A 17,993-nucleotide genomic window follows, 5' to 3' on the forward strand; every position below is an offset into this window, starting at 1 on the left:
GCTCCGGGGCGGCGGCCTTGCGGGTCGCCCGGCGGCGTGTCCTCGCGGGGGCGGCCTCGGCCTCGGCGGAGGGGGTCTCGGCCGGTATGGCCGGCGGCTCGGCGGCCGCCGTCACGGAGGTCGCGTCCTGAGCGGCCTCACCGGCCGCGGGCGGACCCGCCGGACGGCTCGCCGCCCGGCGACGGCGGCGCGGGGCGGCCGTCGCCTCACTGTCGGTGCCGCCGGAGGCGGCTTCGGTGGCGCCGTTCTCGGGCGCCTCGTTCGGCTCGTTCTGCTCGAGCATGCGGGCATATCTCCCGTCACGCTCCCGGGCGCCGCACCCTGATCCGGTTCGCGGCGGTCCGCGTCCTCGCGGTTCCACCGCCCGGGGGCGCGGGCGCCACACGGGAGCTGTCGTTTCGCTCGTCGGCACCGGACTGACGGGCCGACGAAAGTCTCGTCTGATGCGTGCTGCCGGACCCGGGTTTCCCCAGATGCGTCGGCCGCACAACGACGACGGTCCTAGGCGGAACCCTCCGGCACCGCCGCGGCATCGCGGTCGGGCGCAAGCGGATCGGTCACCGTGCCGGTCTCCTCGTGGAGCGGCCCCTGCGCCAGCCTGGTCACCGCAGCGGGGACCGGCGGCGCGAGGTCGGCCACCGCACGGAGGCCGGACAGGACGTCGTCGGGTCGTACGGCAGGTGTCACATGCCGAACAACCAGCCGCAGTATCGCACAAGCTGCTGGTGTCGGCCTATCGGCACCCTGTTCGAAGATACCTTCCCGGGCCCCGGCCACCTGCGGGTCCACCGCTTCGAGCCGGGCGACGGCCTCGCGCGCGTCGAAAGTCCGCACGCCGTTCTTCGTCATGCGCTGGACCTCGACGGCCCCCGCGGCGAGGAACGCGGCCACGGCCCGCTCGGCCGCGGCATGCTCCACACCGTCCAGCCGCAGCTGCCACACGGACGCCTCCAGCCGCTCGACGAGCCCCGAGGTACGGGCCTCGACGGCGTCGACCACGTCGAGGCCGTCCGGCAGGGACTCGTCCAGCAGCAGGCGCAGCTTCTCCGGCTCACGGGCCTCGCTGAGCGCGATCTCCAGGTACTCGGCCTCGCTCGCGACGCCGGTGGGTGCGGCGTTGGCGTACGACACCTTGGGGTGCGGGGTGAAACCCGCCGAGTACGCCATGGGCACCTCGGCGCGCCGCAGCGCCCGCTCGAATGCGCGCTGGAAGTCGCGGTGGCTGGTGAACCGGAGGCGGCCGCGCTTGGTGTAGCGCAGTCGGATGCGCTGCACCGCGGGTGCGGGCGGCGGGCCTTCGGGCTGTCGCTTGCCCAGTGTCGTTCAGTCCCTCGTGCGTCGGGTAACCCCGGACGGGGTTGCTTGTCGTCTTCCAGATTACTGGGGGTTCCGGCCTTCCGGTTCCCCACGGCGCCCACCGCGCTCCACCGGCCGCGGCGCGCCCCGGGTCAGCGCGGTGCGCAGATCGGCCCGCACCCCGCGCACGGTCTCCCGCACCGCCGCCAGCGCGTCGCGCACCGCCCGGCGCGCCTCCGCCGCCGCCCGCCTCACCGGCCGCCACACCGGCAGCACCAGAGCGCGCCACACCCAGGCCGCCGGAACCACCAGGACCACGGTGACCAGCCACTTCAGCGCTCGCCCCACGGCGCGCGACACATACCCCGCCACACGCCAGGCCACCAGCACGGCGTCCCGGACCTCCCGGGCGACCGGCACGAGCACCCGGCGCCACAGCAGGAGCAGCGGCGCCACGACCACCCACCGCACCAGCCACGCCACCCCCCAGGGCCACCGGCACCAGGACGTACCGCCACAGCGCGACCGCCGGAAGCACCACAAGCGCCCGGACCGCCCACCGGGCCAGCCACGCCGCCCCGGCGGCCACCGGCACCAGGACATGGCGGTACAGCGCCGCCATGGGCGCCACCAGCAGCGCCCGGAGCACCCACAGCGCCCCCGCGCCGGACGCCCGGCCCAACGGGACCAGCACATACCGCCACAGCGCCACCGCCGGCAGGACGACCAGCACGGAGACCGCCCACCCCACGGCGACCCCCACGGCCCGCCCCACCGGCGCCAGCACGTACCGCCACAGCGCCACCGCCGGAACCGCGACCACGTACCGGACCAGGCCATGGACCAGCCACACGACGGCCCGCCCCACCGGCGCCAGCGCATACCGCCACAGCGCCACCGCCGGGATGACGACGAGGTACCGGACCAGCCCCCGCACCGCCCACACGAGGGCCCGCCCCACCGGCGCCAGCGCATACCGCCACAGCGCCACCGCCGGGACGACCACCAGCACCCGGGCCAGCCATCCCCCGGCGCGGCCCAGTGCCCGGCCCGCGGCCATCAGTGCGTCCCACGCGATACGCAGCGGAAGCACCACCACCAGCGCGACGATCCGCGCCGGCATCCTGACCGCCACCGTCAGGCAGCCGTCCCCGTTCCCGCCGTACCCGCCGGCGTCCCCCCGTTCCCGCATGCCCGAACCGTACGCCCGGAAGCGCGCCTTCCCCCTCCCGCGGGCGGAACCCGGCCTCCCCGCAGGCGGCGCAGGACGACGACGCGCCCCCGCCCCGCGTCAACCGCCCCGCCGCAGAGCCGGCCTGACTGACCGTCGTTCCGCTCCCCCGGACGCACGAAGGCCCCCGCCGTGCGGCGGGGGCCTCGTGTCCGAGCCCGGCTACTTCACCACGGTCAGCGGGAGCAGCTTCTTGCCCGTCGGGCCGATCTGGATGTGGGTGTCCATCTGAGGACACACCCCGCAATCGAAGCACGGCGTCCAGCGGCAGTCCTCGACCTCGGTCTCGTCGAGTGCGTCCTGCCAGTCCTCCCAGAGCCAGTCCTTGTCGAGGCCGGAGTCCAGGTGGTCCCAGGGCAGGACCTCCTCGTAGGTGCGCTCGCGCGTGGTGTACCAGGCGAGGTCGACACCCTGCTCCGGGAGCGCCTTCTCGCACATGCGGATCCAGCGGTCGTAGGAGAAGTGCTCCCGCCAGCCGTCGAAGCGGCCGCCGTCCTCGTAGACGGCGCGGATCACGGCGCCGACGCGGCGGTCGCCGCGGGAGAGCAGGCCCTCGATGATGCCCGGCTTGCCGTCGTGGTAGCGGAAGCCGATGTTGCGGCCGTACTTCCGGTCGCCGCGGATGGCGTCGCGCAGCTTCTCCAGGCGGGCGTCGGTCTCCTCGACGCCGAGCTGCGGGGCCCACTGGAACGGGGTGTGCGGCTTGGGCACGAAGCCGCCGATCGACACCGTGGCGCGGATGTCGTTCTGGCCGGTGACCTCGCGCCCCTTCTGGATGACGTTCTTCGCCATGTCGGCGATCTGCAGGACGTCCTCGTCGGTCTCGGTGGGCAGACCGCACATGAAGTAAAGCTTCACCTGGCGCCAGCCGTTGCCGTAGGCGGTGGCGACGGTGCGGATCAGGTCCTCCTCCGAGACCATCTTGTTGATGACCTTGCGGATGCGCTCGGAGCCGCCCTCGGGGGCGAAGGTGAGACCGGACCGGCGGCCGTTGCGGGTCAGCTCGTTGGCCAGGTCGATGTTGAAGGCGTCGACGCGGGTGGAGGGCAGGGACAGGCCGATCTTGTCCTCCGTGTACCGGTCGGCGAGGCCCTTGGCGACGTCGGCAATCTCGGAGTGGTCGGCGGAGGACAGCGACAGCAGGCCGACCTCCTCGAACCCGGTGGCCTTCAGGCCCTTGTCGACCATCTCGCCGATGCCGGTGATGCTGCGCTCGCGCACCGGGCGGGTGATCATGCCGGCCTGGCAGAAGCGGCAGCCGCGGGTGCAGCCGCGGAAGATCTCGACGGACATGCGCTCGTGGACCGTCTCCGCGAGCGGGACCAGCGGCTGCTTGGGGTACGGCCACTCGTCGAGGTCCATGACGGTGTGCTTGGACACCCGCCACGGCACGCCGGAGCGGTTGGGGACGACGCGGGCGATCCGGCCGTCGGCCAGGTACTCCACGTCGTAGAACCTCGGCACGTACACCCCGCCGGTGCGCGCCAGCCGGAACAGCAGTTCGTCGCGGCCGCCGGGGCGCCCCTCGGCCTTCCAGGCGCGGATCACGTCGGTGATCTCCAGGACGGCCTGCTCGCCGTCGCCGATCACGGCCGCGTCCAGGAAGTCCGCGATGGGCTCGGGGTTGAAGGCCGCGTGGCCGCCGGCGAGCACGATGGGGTCGTCCTCGGTGCGGTCCCGGGCCTCCAGCGGGATGCCCGCGAGGTCCAGGGCCGTGAGCATGTTGGTGTAGCCGAGCTCCGTGGAGAAGCTGAGGCCGAACACGTCGAAGGCCTTGACCGGGCGGTGCGCGTCCACGGTGAACTGCGGCACGTTGTGCTCGCGCATCAGCGCCTCGAGGTCCGGCCACACGCTGTACGTGCGCTCCGCGAGGACGCCCTCGCGCTCGTTGAGCACCTCGTAGAGGATCATGACGCCCTGGTTGGGCAGCCCGACCTCGTAGGCGTCCGGGTACATCAGGGACCAACGGACGTCGCACTCGTCCCAGGGCTTGACGGTGGAGTTCAGTTCCCCGCCGACGTACTGGATCGGCTTCTGCACATGCGGCAGCAGGGCCTCGAGCTGGGGGAAGACCGACTCGACAGGCATCAGAGGTGTCTTTCGTGAGCTGGCAAGGGTGACCATTCAGCGTAACGCGTCACGGAGGGCTTCCCGGCCGCGCTCGGCGCGGGCCGGGTGCCCTCCGAAGGGCGTCCCTGGCGGCTCAGCCTGCCAGTCTGCCGCGGTCGGCCTTGGGCCAGTCCTTCGGCAGCTGCCGCTCGGCCGCGGCGGCGCGGTCGCGTTCCAGCTGGTAGAGCGCGCCGTAGGCGAAGGTGTCCTCGCCGGCCTCGCGGGCGTCGGAGGCGAGGCGGAGCACGACGTCGCGGCAGATGACGCTGTCCTGGTGCTCGCCGAGCAGCTGCTGGACGGCCTTCATGCGCTTGGTGTGCTTCTTGGCGGGCTTGCGCAGCGCCGGGACGGCCTGGGCGGCCTCTCCGCTGTAGCGGACCCGCTTGGCGGCCTTGCGGGCGTCGTGGAGGACGATGTCGCGCTCGTGGCCGGGTTCCATCGCCAGGGCGGGCTCGACGCGCCGGCGCAGCCGCTTGTGGTCGCGAGCCACGGCCTTGGCGACGGCGCGGGCCGCGGGGGCCGAGGCGCGGTCGAGCAGCGGCGGGTCGGTGAGCAGTGACTCCAGGGTGTCCAGGAGGCGGAAGTAGCGGCCGCCTCCCAGTTCGCGCAGGAGTTCCTTGCGGGCGCCCTCGTGGACGGGGGCGTCACCGCCGATGCGTGCGGTGAGGGCTTCCGTGACGAGTTCCTCCGGCAGTTCCGCCAGGCGGTCGCGGAGGCGTTCGGCGAGGACCTCCCGGTCGCGTTCCAGGCCCAGGACTGCGGCGAGCCACTTGAGTTCGTCGCCGATGGGGTCGGTCACCGCGCGGTCGAGTTCTCGGCGGAAGGACTTGAAGGCGCTGCGGAGCCGGCGGGTGGAGACCCGCATCTGGTGGACGGAGTCCGGTTCGTCGCGGCGGACCGCCGGGTCCCAGGCGATGATCGCGGCGACCTGTTCGTGCACGTAGGCGAGGGCGATGTCGCCGGCGGTGCCGGTCGTGGACGGCGGTTGCGGCGGCCGGGGGGCGGCCGTCAGGCGGTCGCCGAGGGCGCGGGCGAGCTTGGAGGGGGACTTCGACCGCCGCAGCCCTGCCGTGCGGAGCCGCTTCTCCAGGGCGTCGAGCAGGGCGGTGTCGCCGTCGAGGAGTTCTGTCTCGACCTCGGTCCAGGCGCTCTCGGCCCCGTCGCCGTGGTCGAGGACGGTGGCCCGGACGTGGTCGTGGGCGATCTCCACCAGGGGCGCGCCCGCGTCGTCGACAAGGTGCACCCGCTTGCGGGTGTTGCGCAGCCGGACGACCGGGACGAGGTCCCGGTCGCGGACGATGGCGGCGACCTCGGCGAGCAGCGGCTTGGGCACCCTGGGGCCGCCCTTTCGGCCCTGCTTGCCCAGGGGCGCGTGGACCTCGGTGCGGGTGTCGACCTGCGAGCTCGGCAGCTTCAGGTGCCAGCCCGCGTCGTCGCCGCCGGTGCGGCGGCGCAGGGTGATCCTGTGGGTGGCCAGTCTCAGGTCGGACGTGTCGACGTAGACGGCGTCCAGTTCGGCGGGTTCCAGGACGCGTACCGCCGCGACCCCGGGCAGACCTTCGAGATCGGGCTCACCGGTCTGCTCGGCGGCCTCGTACTTGCGCTCGGTCTCCGCGACACGCTTCCCCATGTCAGGAACCTAATCGCGGGTTCGCCCGGCCGCAATGGTGCGTTCACCCGGCGGGCGGGGTCAGGCGGACATGGGCCGCTTCATATGGATGGCCTGCAGCAGCCCGATCGCGATCCAGACCGCGAACATCGAGGATCCGCCGTACGAGACGAACGGCAGCGGCAGACCCGCCACGGGCATGATGCCGAGGGTCATGCCGATGTTCTCGAAGGACTGGAAGGCGAACCAGGCGACGATGCCGGCCGCGATGATCGTGCCGTACAGGTCGGTGGCGTTGCGGGCGATGCGGCAGCCGCGCCACATGATCAGGCCCAGCAGCGCGATGATCAGGGCCGCCCCGACGAAGCCGAGCTCCTCCCCCGCCACGGTGAAGACGAAGTCGGTCTGCTGCTCGGGCACGAACTGCCCCGTGGTCTGGCTGCCCTCGAACAGGCCCTTGCCGAGCAGCCCGCCGGAGCCGATGGCGATGCGCGCCTGGTTGGTGTTGTAGCCGACGCCGGCCGGGTCGAGCGCGGGGTTGGCGAAGGCGGCGAAGCGGTCGATCTGGTACTGGTCCAGGACGCCGAGCTGCCAGACCGCGATCGCGCCGCCCGCGCCCGCCGTGATCAGGCCGAGGACCCAGCGGTTGGAGGCGCCGGAGGCGAGCAGCACGCCGAGCACGATGACCGCCATCACCATGACCGAGCCGAGGTCGGGCATCAGCATGACGATGGCCATCGGCAGTATGGCGAAGCCGAGGGACTGGGCGACGGTGCGGTGGTCGGGGAAGAGCCGGTCGCCGGCGTCCACTCGTGCGGACAGCATCATCGCCATGCCGAGGATGATGGTGATCTTGGTGAACTCGGACGGCTGCAACGAGAAGCCGCCGCCCAGCACGATCCACGCGTGGGCGCCGTTGACCGTGGTGCCCAGCGGGGTGAGCACCGCGGTCACCAGCAGCACCGAGATGGCGTAGAGCACCGGCACCGCGCCGCGCAGCCGGCGGTGGCCCAGGGTGACCGTGCCGGCGGCGAGGGCGAAGCCGATGGCGGTGTTGAGCATGTGCCGCAGCAGGAAGTAGTACGGGTCCCCGTGGGTGAGTTCCGTGCGGTTGCGCGTCGCGGAGAAGACCAGCGCGGTGCCGATCAGGGACAGCGCGAGGGCGGCGCCGAGCAGCAGCCAGTCCATCCGGCGCAGTATCGAGTCCCGGGCCAGGAGCTTGCCCAGCGTGCCGCGTTCGGGGGTGAAGCGGCGCGCCGCGTAGCTGTGCGCGCTCATGACCGGTGCCTCCTGCCCGACAGGAGGTACCCGGTGCGGTCCGGGGGCAGTGCGGCGGCCGCCAGCACGGTGTCCTGCGGTGCGGCGGGCGCCTGCGGCACGTCGGCCCAGGCAGCCTTGGTGATCTTGATGGTGCCGTCGGCGTCGATCTTCGGCAGCTTGCTCAGGGGGTGCGGGAGCAGCGCCTTCTTGTTGTCGATCGACCCGTCCTCCTGGACGCCGTACATGGCCTCGTAGATCTTGCGGACGGCCGGGCCGGAGCCACCGGAGCCGGTACCGCCCTGGGAGATCGTCATGACGATCGCGTAGTCCTTGCTGTACGTCGTGAACCACGACGTGGTCTGCTTCCCGGCGACCTCCGCGGTACCGGTCTTGGCGTGCAGCGGGATCTTGTCCTGCGGCCAGCCGCCGAACCGCCACGCGGCCGTACCGTGGGTGACGACGCCCTCCAGGGCCTCGTTGATGTACTTCAGCGTGTTCTTGGTGGCCGGGGCCTTGCCGTTCACCTTCGGCTTGATGCGGGTGATCTTCTTGCCGTCGGCGCTGATGACGGCCTTGCCGATGGTCGGCTGGTAGAGCGTGCCGCCGTTGGAGATGGCCGAGTAGATGTTGGCCATCTGGATCGGGGTGACGAGGGTGTCGCCCTGGCCGATGGCGTAGTTGACGGAGTCACCGGCGCGCATCACGTAGCCGTCGACGCAGTTCTCGCGCGCGATCTGGCTCGCGTAGTCCTGCTTGTCGCTCTTGGCGACCTTGCACCAGTAGTCCTTGTTGGCCTCGTAGTAGTCCCGCTTCCACTGCCGGTCCGGGATTCGTCCGGTGACCTCGGAGGGCAGGTCGATGCCGGTCAGCGAGCCGAGGCCGTACTCCTTGGCGGTCTTGTAGAACCAGTCCTTGGGGTGCTTCTTGGGCTTGGTGCCGCCGTCCTTCAGCCACTGGTCGTACGACAGGCCGTAGAAGACGGTGTCGCAGGAGATCTCCAGGGCGTGGGCGAGGGTGATGGAGCCCGCGCTCTCCCCTTCGAAGTTGTTGAAGACCCGGCCGCCGATGGTCATCGACGACGGGCAGGGGTAGCGACCGTTGATGTCGTAGCCGGCCTTCACGGCGGCCGAGGTGGAGATCGCCTTGAAGGTCGAGCCGGGGGCCGACTGACCCTGTATGGCCCTGTTGAGCAGCGGGAAGTTGGACTTCTTGCCCGTCAGCTTGGCGTAGTCCTTGGCGGAGATGCCGCCGACCCACACGTTCGGGTCGTACGTGGGCGCGCTGGCCATCGCGATGACCTGGCCGGTGTGCACGTCCATGACGACGACCGCGCCGGAGTCCGCCTTGTAGAGGCTGCCGGTCACCTTGTCGAAGGTCTTCCGGGCGACCTTCATCGCCTCGTCGAGTTCCTTCTCGGCGACCCTCTGGACGCGTGCGTCGATGCTGGTGACCAGATGGCTGCCGGGCTCCGCAGCGGTCTCGCCCGCCTTGCCGATGACCCGGCCGAGGTTGTCCACCTCGTAGCGGGTCACGCCGGCCTTGCCGCGCAGCTCGCTGTCGTAGGTGCGCTCCAGGCCGGAGCGGCCGATCTGGTCCGAGCGCAGCAGCGGGCGGCCCTTCTTCTCGGCGGCGGTCAGCTCGTCGTCCGTCACGGGCGAGAGGTAGCCGAGGACCTGGGAGGTGTTGGACCCGAACGGCGCGGTGTAGCGGCGCACCGCGGTGGGCTCGGCGGTGATGCCGGGGAAGTCCTCGCGGCGCTCCATGATCTGCAGCGCCTGCTGGGTGGTGGCCTCGTCGGTGATGGGGATCGGCTGGTACGGCGAACCGTTCCAGCAGGGCTTGGGGGTCTGCGAGTCGCAGAGCCGGACCTTGCCCAGGACCTCTTCCGGCTTCATGTGCAGCACACCAGCGAGCCGGGTCAGCGCCGCCTTGCCGTCGTCCTTCTGCTTCAGCAGGTCGGTGCGGCTCGCGGAGACCACCAGCCGGGTCTCGTTGTCGGCGAGCGCCACTCCCTTGTCGTCCAGGATCGACCCGCGGACGGCGGGCGCGACGACTTCCTGGACGTTGTTGCTGTTGGCCTGCGCCGTGTACTCGCTGCCGTTGCGGATCTGCAGGAACCACAGCCGCCCGCCGAGGGTGAACAGCAGGGACAGGACGAGGATCTGCAGGACCACCAACCGGATCGTGACGCGCGGCGTACGACCCGTCTCGGGGATGTTGCTCAAAGCCGCCGTCCCCCCTTGGCGACGCTCCCCACCCGGCCCAGCAGGCTCGAGCGCTGGCCGCCGATACGGGCGCCGAAGCCGGGGCCGGAGGCGTCCTCCCCGAGCGCGTCGCCCTGGTACCTGCGGGCCAGTGCCATGATCCACGGCACGGTGAACGGCGCGAGCAGCAGGTCGTACAGGGTGGCGGTGAACAGCAGCTTGCCCAGGCCCACGTGCTGGGCCGCGGTGTCGCCGACGAGGGCGCCCACCGCCGCGTACAGCACCGTGGAACCGATGGCGGCGCCGACCACGACCAGCATCGGCCGGGTGGCCGACCGCAACTGGCCGCCGTCGGGCTTGACCAGGCCCGCGATGTAGCCGACGACGCACAGCACGAGGGCGTAGCGGCCCGCGGCGTGGTCGGCGGGCGGGGCGAGGTCGGCGAGCAGGCCCGCGCCGAAGCCGACGAGGCAGCCGGCCACGTGACCGTACGTCAGTGCGAGACCGAGGACGACGAGCAGCAGCAGGTCGGGGACGGCGCCGGGCAGGTGGAGGCGGGCCAGGACGCACACCTGGAGGATCATTCCGGCGACCACGAGGCCGGTGGAGAGCAGGATGCGCTTCATCGGACCTCCTCCTGTCCGTAGAGCGGGGACTGAGAGGGGTTCACACTCGGGGTCGCGGTGACCGTGACCGTCGGGAGGGGCTTGGGCCCGGCCGGCAGCACCGAGTCGCGCGGGTCCTTGCGCGGGCCCTGGACGACGACACCGACGATGTCGAGCTTGGTGTAGCCGACGAACGGGGTGACCTCGACCGTACGGGTGAGGCCGCCGCCCGCGGGGTCGACCTTGACGACCGTGCCGACCGGCACGCCCGGGACGAACGGCTTGTCCGCCTGCGAGCCGAAGGTGACGAGGCGGGCGCCCTTCTTCACGTGGGCCTTGCCGTTGAGGAGCTGCACCCGCATCGGCCGGTTGCCCTGGCCGGTCGCGAAGCCGAGCTCGGAGGACTTCTCCAGCCGTGTGCCGACCGTGAAGTCCGGGTCGCAGGCGAGCAGGACGGTCGAGGTGGAGGGGCCGACGGTGGTGACCCGGCCGACCAGGCCGTCCCCGTTGACCACGGTCATGTCGCGCTGGATGCCGTCGTTGGCGCCGGCGTCGATGGTGACCGTCCAGGAGAAGCCCTGGGCCGCTCCTATCGCGATGACCTGCGCGCCCTTGACGCGGTACTGGCCGGCGCCGGCGAGCTTGAGCAGCTTGTCGAGTTCCCGGGCCCGCTCGCGCGTGACGTCCTTGCTGCCGAGCTGCTGCTTGAGCTCGGCGTTCTCCCGTTCCAGCTCGCTGATGCGGCTGCTGCGGTCGCCGGAGTCGCGCACCGCGTCCACGGCGTTGTCCACCGGATCGACCGCGGCCGCGACCCCGTTCTCCACGGGGCCGAAGACGGCGGCCGCGGCGGACCGGGTGCCGTCCAGCGGTGAGTCCTCACCGCCGCGGATGTCGACGGTGATCAGCGCGAATGCGATCGCCACCAGCAGTACCAGCAGAAGCCGGCTCTCTCGTGTGTCCCTCACGGGGGCCAGTCCGTGCCTTCCTCGTCAGAGCGTGTGAGCCCGTGGGCCCGATGGGCCCTCCCGGGAGGTAGAACGATCCGGCGTACGGGCGGGACTTCACCCGTACGACGGAACGTGAGGACTCATCTGCGCGGCTGCGCGTCCAGGACCTGCTGCAGCGCCTCGAACTCCTCGACGCACTTGCCGGCGCCGAGCGCCACGCAGTCCAGCGGGGACTCGGCGATGTGGATCGGCATGCCGGTCTCGTTGCGCAGCCGCTCGTCCAGACCGCGCAGCAGCGCGCCGCCGCCGGCCAGGACGATGCCGCGGTCCATGATGTCGCCGGACAGCTCGGGCGGGCACTTGTCGAGGGTCGTCTTGACCGCGTCGACGATGGCGTTGACCGGCTCCTCGATCGCCTTGCGCACCTCGGCGGCCGAGACGACCACCGTCTTGGGCAGGCCGGAGACCAGGTCGCGGCCGCGGATCTCGGTGTGCTCCTCGTTGTCGACCGCGAAGGCCGAGCCGATGGTGAGCTTGATCGATTCCGCGGTGCGCTCGCCCAGCAGGAGGCTGTACTCCTTCTTGATGTGCTGGATGATCGCGTTGTCCAACTCGTCGCCGGCCACCCTGATGGACTGCGCGGTGACGATGCCGCCGAGCGAGATGACCGCGACCTCGGTGGTGCCGCCGCCGATGTCGACGACCATGTTGCCGGTCGCCTCGTGGACGGGGAGCCCGGCACCGATCGCGGCGGCCATGGGCTCCTCGATGATGTGCACCTGGCGCGCGCCGGCCTGGGTGGCGGCCTCGATGACGGCGCGGCGCTCGACACCGGTGATGCCGGAGGGGACACAGACCACGACACGGGGTCGTGCCAGGTAGCGACGCTTGTGGATCTTGAGGATGAAGTAGCGCAGCATGCGCTCGGTGATCTCGAAGTCGGCGATCACCCCGTCCTTGAGAGGACGGACCGCGACGATGTTGCCGGGGGTCCGGCCGATCATCTTCTTCGCTTCGGAGCCGACCGCCAGGATGCCGCCGGTATTGGTGTTGATGGCGACGACGGACGGCTCGTTGAGGACGATCCCGCGACCCCTGACGTACACCAGCGTGTTGGCGGTGCCGAGGTCGACAGCCATGTCACGGCCGATGAACGACATGTTGTTCGCCATGAGGATACGTCTGGCCTTCCCGAGCTGGAGCGATGTGGGGGTGAGCACGGCGGATGCGCTGCTGTGCGCCGAGCCGGAGGAGCGGAGATTCCATCGTAGTCGCGCCCGACGCGGCACGGGGTCAGGGTTCCGCCGCCATTGTCATCAGAACACACAGCTGTCCTCTGCAATGGTGACGCCGTGTCGGCGGAATTGGTTCCCCCGAACCCCCGGCATATGCCTTCGGGCGGCCGGGAAATTTCCGGCCGCCCGTTGAGCTGATCGGGCGTCAGCGGCGAATTCGGGGCGAACTGGAGCGCAGGATCAGGCCAGGCCGGGGAAGAAGATCTTGATCTCCCGCTCGGCGGACTCCTCGGAGTCCGAGGCGTGGATCAGGTTCTCCCGGACGATGGTGCCGAAGTCTCCGCGGATCGAACCGGGGGCGGCGGCGATCGGGTCGGTCGGGCCGGCCAGCGCGCGCAGCCCCTCGATGACCCGCTCCCCGGAGACGACCAGCGCGACGACGGGACCGGAGGCCATGAACTCGACCAGCGGCTCGTAGAACGGCCGGCCGACGTGCTCGGCGTAGTGCTGCTCGAGGAGGGCGCGGTCGAGCGTGCGCAGCTCCAGCGCGGTGATGCTCCAGCCCGCCTTGCGCTCGATGCGGCCGAGGATCTCGCCGACCAGGCCACGACGAACGGCGTCCGGCTTGAGAAGGACGAGGGTGCGCTGGGACACGGTGTGACTCCTATGTGCGGGGTGCGGGTACGACGACATTACCGGTGATCCCCGGGACCCACGGCACCCCCTCGGCCCGGGTGCCAGCCGTACGGTCAGGCCGGCTGCGCGGCACGCGCCGCCTTGGCCTCGTCGACCTTCCGGCCGAAGTGGACGGCGGCCCACCACAGCCCGGCGAAGACCACGCCGAGGAAGAACATCACCGGGACGACGAAGCCGCTCGCGATCAGCCCGGCCTGCAGCAGCCAGCCGACGGCCAGCCCGCCGCGCCGCCCCAGCATGCCGCACAGCAGTACGCACAGGACCATGGCGATGCCGCTGACCGTCCACACCGTGCCGGCGGTCAGCTCCGGCTGCTTCATCGCCACCAGACCGGCGAAGCCGATCACGAAGAACTCACCGATCAGGGTGCTCGCGCACAGGGTCCGCATCCGCTTGGCTTCGCTTCCCGCTCGTCACTTGCGGCCCAGCAGCAGCCGGGCCTCTCCCACGGTGATCACCGAACCGGTGATCAGTACCCCGGAACCGGAGTACTCCCCCTGCTCCTCGGCGAGCGTGACGGCCGCCTCGATGGCGTCGTCCAGCCGGGGCTCGACCTGCACGCGGTCGTCGCCGAAGACCTCGACCGCCAGCGCGGCCAGCTCGTCCACGTCCATCGCGCGGTGGGTGGAGTTCTGGGTCACCACGACCTCGGCGAAGACCGGCTCGAAGGCCTCCAGCAGGCCCCGTACGTCCTTGTCGCCGCTCGTCCCGACCACGCCCACCAGGTGCGTGAAGCCGAAGGCCTCCCCCACCGCGCCGGCCGCCGCCCGGGCACCCGCCGGGTTGTGCGCCGCGTCCAGCACCACGGTGGGGCTGCGGCGCACGACCTCCAGCCGGCCCGGCGAGCTGACGTTGGCGAAGGCGGTGCGCACGGTGTCCACGTCGAGGGTGCGGGCGTGCAGCGTGCCGATGCCGAAGAACGCCTCCACCGCGGCGAGCGCCACGGCCGCGTTGTGGGCCTGGTGCTCACCGTGCAGCGGCAGGAAGACCTGCTCGTACTCCCCGCCCAGGCCGCGCAGGGTCAGCATCTGCCCGCCGACGGCCACCTCGCGGTGCGCGACGCCGAACTCCATGCCCTCCCGGGCGACCGTCGCGTCCACCTCGACGGCCCGCTTCAGCAGCACCTGGGCCGCCTCCACGGGCTGCTGGGCCAGCACGGCGGTGGCGTCCTTCTTGACGATCCCGCTCTTCTCCACCGCGATCTCGCCGGCCGTCTCGCCCAGGCGGTCGGTGTGGTCCAGGTCGATCGGGGTCACGACGGCGACTGTGCCGTCGACCACGTTGGTCGCGTCCCAGCTGCCGCCCATGCCGACCTCGACGACGGCCACGTCCACCGGGGCGTCGGCGAAGGCGGCGTACGCCATGCCGGTCAGCACCTCGAAGAACGACATCCGGTACGGCTGGGAGGCGTCCACCATCTCCACGTACGGCTTGAGGTCGCCGTACGTCTCGATGAACCTCTCCGGCGCGATCGGCCTTCCGTCGAGGCTGATCCGCTCGGTGACGGACTGCACGTGCGGGCTGGTGTAGCGCCCGGTGCGCAGGTCGAAGGCGAGCAGCAGCTGCTCGATCATGCGTGCGGTGCTGGTCTTGCCATTGGTGCCGGTGATGTGGATCGAGGGGTAGGAGCGCTGCGGCTCGCCCAGGATGTCCATCAGCGCGGTCATCCGGTCCAGGGACGGCTCCAGCTTCGTCTCCGGCCAGCGGCCGGCGAGCTCCGCCTCGACCTCGCGCAGGGCCCTGTCGACCTCCGGGTCGGTGGGGCGGGCCGGGACGCCGTCGTCCTGCGGCACCGGTCCCCCGGCCCGGAGGGTACGGCTGCCCGCCTCGATCACCGCCAGGTCGGCCTCGCGGCCGGGGTCGGTGTCGGCTTCGTCCTCGTCGCCGCCCAGACCCATCGCGGCCAGCGGATCGGAAAGGGGCTCGTCGTTCTCGGGGCGCGGGTTGCTCACGACCACATTGTACGAAGCGGCCGGGTAGATCCGGGTTGTGGGCAGGCGTTCACGCCTGCCCACCCCCGGCGCGTCAGCCCTGCGGCAGCGAGGACAGCTGCGCGGTGATGCGGGCGATGTCCGCCTCGGCCGCCTCCAGGCGGGTGCGGATCTTGGCGACGACCGGTTCCGGCGCCTTCGCCAGGAACGCCTCGTTGCCCAGCTTCGCCGTGGCCTGCGCCTTCTCCTTCTCGGCCGCGGCCAGGTCCTTCGCCAGCCGCTTCCGCTCCGCGTCGACGTCGATCGTCCCGGAGAGGTCCAGCGCGACCGTCGCGCCCGCGACCGGGAGGGTCGCCGTCGCGGTGAAGGCCTCGCCCTCCGGCTGCAGGCGCAGCAGCTGGCGGACCGCGGCCTCGTGGGCCTCCAGGCCGGTGGAGCCGAGGTCGAGCCGGGCCGGGACCTTCTGGCCCGGCTGCAGGCCCTGGTCGGCGCGGAACCTGCGGACCTCGGTGACCAGCGACTGCACCGCCGCGATCTCCTGCTCGGCGACCGCGTCGCGGAAGCCGGAGTCGGCCGGCCAGTCGGCGACGACGACCGACTCGCGCCCGGTGAGCGTGGTCCACAGCGTCTCGGTGACGAAGGGGACCACCGGGTGCAGCAGCCGCAGCAGCTTGTCCAGGACCTCGCCCAGCACGCGCCGGGAGACCTCGGCCGGGCGGCCGCCCGCGAGGAAGGTGGTCTTGGACAGTTCGACGTACCAGTCGAAGACCTCGTCCCACGCGAAGTGGAAGAGGGCGTCGCTGAGCTTGGCGAACTGGTAGTCGTCGTAGAGCGCGTCGGTCTCGGCGACCGTGGCGTTCAGCCGGGACAGGATCCAGCGGTCGGTGGCCGACATCTCCTCGGGCGCGGGCAGTTCGCCCTCGACCGTGGCGCCGTTCATCAGCGCGAAGCGCGTGGCGTTCCAGATCTTGTTGGTGAAGTTGCGGGCGCCCTGGACCCAGTCCTCACCGATCGGCACGTCGGTGCCGGGGTTGGCACCGCGGGCGAGGGTGAAGCGCAGCGCGTCGGAGCCGTACTTGTCCATCCAGTCCAGCGGGTCCACGACGTTGCCGAAGGACTTGGACATCTTCTTGCCGCGCTCGTCGCGCACCAGGCCGGTGAGGGCGATGGTGTGGAAGGGGGCCTGGCCGTCCATGGCGTACAGGCCGAACATCATCATCCGGGCGACCCAGAAGAAGATGATGTCGTGGCCGGTCAGCAGGACGTCGGTCGGGTAGAACTTCTCGAGGTCCGCGGTGCGGTCCGGCCAGCCCAGGGTGGAGAACGGCCACAGGCCGGAGGAGAACCAGGTGTCCAGGACGTCGGTGTCCTGCGTCCAGCCCTCGCCGGCGGGCGGCTGCTCGTCCGGGCCGACGCAGACGGTCTCGCCGTCCGGGCCGTACCAGACCGGGATGCGGTGGCCCCACCACAGCTGGCGCGAGATGCACCAGTCGTGCATGTTGTCGACCCACTGGAAGTAGCGGCCGGACATCTCCTGCGGGTGGATCTTCACCCGCCCGTCGCGGACCGCGTCGCCGGCGGCCCGCGCGAGCGGGTCGACGTTGACCCACCACTGCAGCGACAGCCGCGGCTCGACGATCGTCCTGCAGCGGGAGCAGTGGCCCACCGCGTGGACGTACGGCCGCTTCTCCGCGACGATCCGGCCCTGCGAGCGCAGCGCGCCGACCACGGCGTCACGCGCCTCGAGGCGGTCCATGTCCTGGAAGGGGCCGTGGACGGTGATCCGTGCGCGCTCGTCCATGATCGTCAGGGACGGCAGGTTGTGGCGCCGGCCGATCTCGAAGTCGTTGGGGTCGTGCGCCGGGGTCACCTTGACGGCGCCGGTGCCGAACTCCGGGTCGACGTGCTCGTCGGCGACGACCGGGATCCGGCGGTCGGTGAGCGGCAGGTCGATCTCGGTGCCGACCAGGTGCCGGTAGCGCTCGTCGTCCGGGTGGACGGCGACGGCCGTGTCACCGAGCATCGTCTCGGCCCGGGTGGTGGCCACGACGATGGAGTTCTCGCCGTCGCCGTAGCGGATCGAGACCAGCTCGCCGTCCCGGTCCTCGTGCTCGACCTCGATGTCGGAGATCGCGGTCAGGCAGCGCGGGCACCAGTTGATGATGCGCTCGGCGCGGTAGATCAGACCGTCGTCGTAGAGCTTCTTGAAGATCGTCTGGACGGCGCGGGAGAGGCCCTCGTCCATGGTGAAACGCTCGCGCGACCAGTCGACGCCGTCGCCGAGGCGGCGCATCTGGCCGAGGATCCTGCCGCCGTACTCCTCCTTCCACTGCCACACGCGCTCGACGAAGGCCTCGCGGCCCAGGTCCTGCCGGGACTTGCCCTCCTCGGCGAGCTGCTGCTCGACCTTGTTCTGCGTGGCGATGCCGGCGTGGTCCATGCCGGGCAGCCACAGCGCCTCGTAGCCCTGCATCCGCTTGCGGCGGGTGAGGGCGTCCATCAGCGTGTGCTGGAAGGCGTGGCCCAGGTGGAGGCTGCCGGTGACGTTCGGCGGCGGGATGACGATGGTGTACGGCTTCTTGTCGCTCTTGGCGTCGGCCTCGAAGTAACCGCGCTCTACCCAGCGCTCGTACAGGGGCCCCTCTACCTCGGCCGGCGCGTACTGGGTCGGCAGTTCGGGGGTCGCGCTGTTCGGCCCGCTCGCGGCGGCCTGCTGAGTGTTGTCGGTCACGGCGCTCAGTTTACGGGCGGGGCGGGCCCCCTAACGAATCCGCCGGTGCCCGGGCGCGAGAGGCGGCCCCCGGGCACCGGCGCAGGCGCGCCCGCCGCGAGGGCCGGCCGGGGGGCGCCCGCGCCGCGCGGACCCGGGT

At 71.5% G+C, this 17,993-nt stretch carries 14 protein-coding genes; all 14 read right to left on the reverse strand.

Annotated features, from left to right (window positions below; genetic code table 11):
- The coding region (locus PV342_RS39915) for a hypothetical protein (RefSeq protein ID WP_500321055.1) at positions 1-283 on the reverse strand (283 nt) is incomplete at its 3' end.
- A gap of 218 nt (positions 284-501) precedes the next feature.
- Positions 502-1,275: a TIGR03936 family radical SAM-associated protein gene (locus tag PV342_RS39920; protein ID WP_386991117.1), complete on the reverse strand. Its 774-nt coding sequence runs from the start codon at positions 1,273-1,275 to the stop codon at positions 502-504.
- Positions 1,276-1,377: 102 nt separating this feature from the next.
- Positions 1,378-1,752 (reverse strand): hypothetical protein, encoded by a 375-nt coding sequence (locus PV342_RS39925; RefSeq protein ID WP_500321058.1) that lies wholly within the window; start codon positions 1,750-1,752, stop codon positions 1,378-1,380.
- Positions 1,753-2,689: 937 nt separating this feature from the next.
- On the reverse strand, positions 2,690-4,615 hold the full coding sequence (locus tag PV342_RS39930) for a TIGR03960 family B12-binding radical SAM protein (RefSeq protein WP_018556580.1): 1,926 nt from the start codon (positions 4,613-4,615) through the stop codon (positions 2,690-2,692).
- A 115-nt stretch (positions 4,616-4,730) separates the two neighbouring features.
- Positions 4,731-6,266: a CYTH and CHAD domain-containing protein gene (locus PV342_RS39935; protein ID WP_500321059.1), complete on the reverse strand. Its 1,536-nt coding sequence runs from the start codon at positions 6,264-6,266 to the stop codon at positions 4,731-4,733.
- A gap of 60 nt (positions 6,267-6,326) precedes the next feature.
- Positions 6,327-7,523 (reverse strand): rod shape-determining protein RodA, encoded by a 1,197-nt coding sequence (gene rodA, locus PV342_RS39940; RefSeq protein ID WP_018556578.1) that lies wholly within the window; start codon positions 7,521-7,523, stop codon positions 6,327-6,329.
- Complete coding sequence (gene mrdA, locus PV342_RS39945; protein WP_386991110.1) at positions 7,520-9,730, reverse strand: penicillin-binding protein 2; 2,211 nt, start codon at positions 9,728-9,730, stop codon at positions 7,520-7,522. Before mrdA ends, rodA begins: the two co-directional genes overlap by 4 nt.
- Positions 9,727-10,335 (reverse strand): rod shape-determining protein MreD, encoded by a 609-nt coding sequence (mreD, locus tag PV342_RS39950; RefSeq protein WP_018556576.1) that lies wholly within the window; start codon positions 10,333-10,335, stop codon positions 9,727-9,729. Before mreD ends, mrdA begins: the two co-directional genes overlap by 4 nt.
- Positions 10,332-11,279 carry a rod shape-determining protein MreC gene (gene mreC, locus PV342_RS39955; protein ID WP_018556575.1) on the reverse strand — a complete coding sequence of 316 codons (948 nt, stop codon included), beginning with the start codon at positions 11,277-11,279 and terminating at the stop codon, positions 10,332-10,334. Before mreC ends, mreD begins: the two co-directional genes overlap by 4 nt.
- A gap of 122 nt (positions 11,280-11,401) precedes the next feature.
- The gene (locus PV342_RS39960) at positions 11,402-12,421 is read right to left on the reverse strand and encodes a rod shape-determining protein (RefSeq protein WP_026250531.1); all 1,020 of its coding nucleotides are present in this window, start codon (positions 12,419-12,421) and stop codon (positions 11,402-11,404) included.
- Between the two features lie 315 nt (positions 12,422-12,736).
- Positions 12,737-13,150, reverse strand: a complete 414-nt coding sequence (gene ndk, locus PV342_RS39965) for a nucleoside-diphosphate kinase (RefSeq protein ID WP_361012860.1) — start codon at positions 13,148-13,150, stop codon at positions 12,737-12,739.
- A gap of 95 nt (positions 13,151-13,245) precedes the next feature.
- On the reverse strand, positions 13,246-13,581 hold the full coding sequence (locus PV342_RS39970) for a DUF4233 domain-containing protein (RefSeq protein WP_400801494.1): 336 nt from the start codon (positions 13,579-13,581) through the stop codon (positions 13,246-13,248).
- A 24-nt stretch (positions 13,582-13,605) separates the two neighbouring features.
- Positions 13,606-15,090, reverse strand: coding sequence for a bifunctional tetrahydrofolate synthase/dihydrofolate synthase (gene folC, locus PV342_RS39975; RefSeq protein WP_400801778.1), 1,485 nt, complete (start codon positions 15,088-15,090; stop codon positions 13,606-13,608).
- A gap of 127 nt (positions 15,091-15,217) precedes the next feature.
- Positions 15,218-17,854: a valine--tRNA ligase gene (locus tag PV342_RS39980; RefSeq protein ID WP_018556570.1), complete on the reverse strand. Its 2,637-nt coding sequence runs from the start codon at positions 17,852-17,854 to the stop codon at positions 15,218-15,220.
- Positions 17,855-17,993: the final 139 nt, after the last annotated feature.

Origin of the sequence: Streptomyces sp. PA03-3a, from assembly GCF_033792735.1 — a bacterium.
Classification (GTDB): Bacteria; Actinomycetota; Actinomycetes; order Streptomycetales; family Streptomycetaceae; genus Actinacidiphila.

Coding starts and splice junctions, on each gene's coding strand:
- PV342_RS39930 (WP_018556580.1), bottom strand. CDS start 4,615: ATGCCTGTCGAGTCGGTCTTCCCCCAGCTCGAGGCCCTGCTGCCGCAT.
- PV342_RS39935 (WP_500321059.1), bottom strand. CDS start 6,266: ATGGGGAAGCGTGTCGCGGAGACCGAGCGCAAGTACGAGGCCGCCGAG.
- rodA (WP_018556578.1), bottom strand. CDS start 7,523: ATGAGCGCGCACAGCTACGCGGCGCGCCGCTTCACCCCCGAACGCGGC.
- mreD (WP_018556576.1), bottom strand. CDS start 10,335: ATGAAGCGCATCCTGCTCTCCACCGGCCTCGTGGTCGCCGGAATGATC.
- PV342_RS39960 (WP_026250531.1), bottom strand. CDS start 12,421: ATGTCGTTCATCGGCCGTGACATGGCTGTCGACCTCGGCACCGCCAAC.
- PV342_RS39970 (WP_400801494.1), bottom strand. CDS start 13,581: ATGCGGACCCTGTGCGCGAGCACCCTGATCGGTGAGTTCTTCGTGATC.
- folC (WP_400801778.1), bottom strand. CDS start 15,090: ATGGGTCTGGGCGGCGACGAGGACGAAGCCGACACCGACCCCGGCCGC.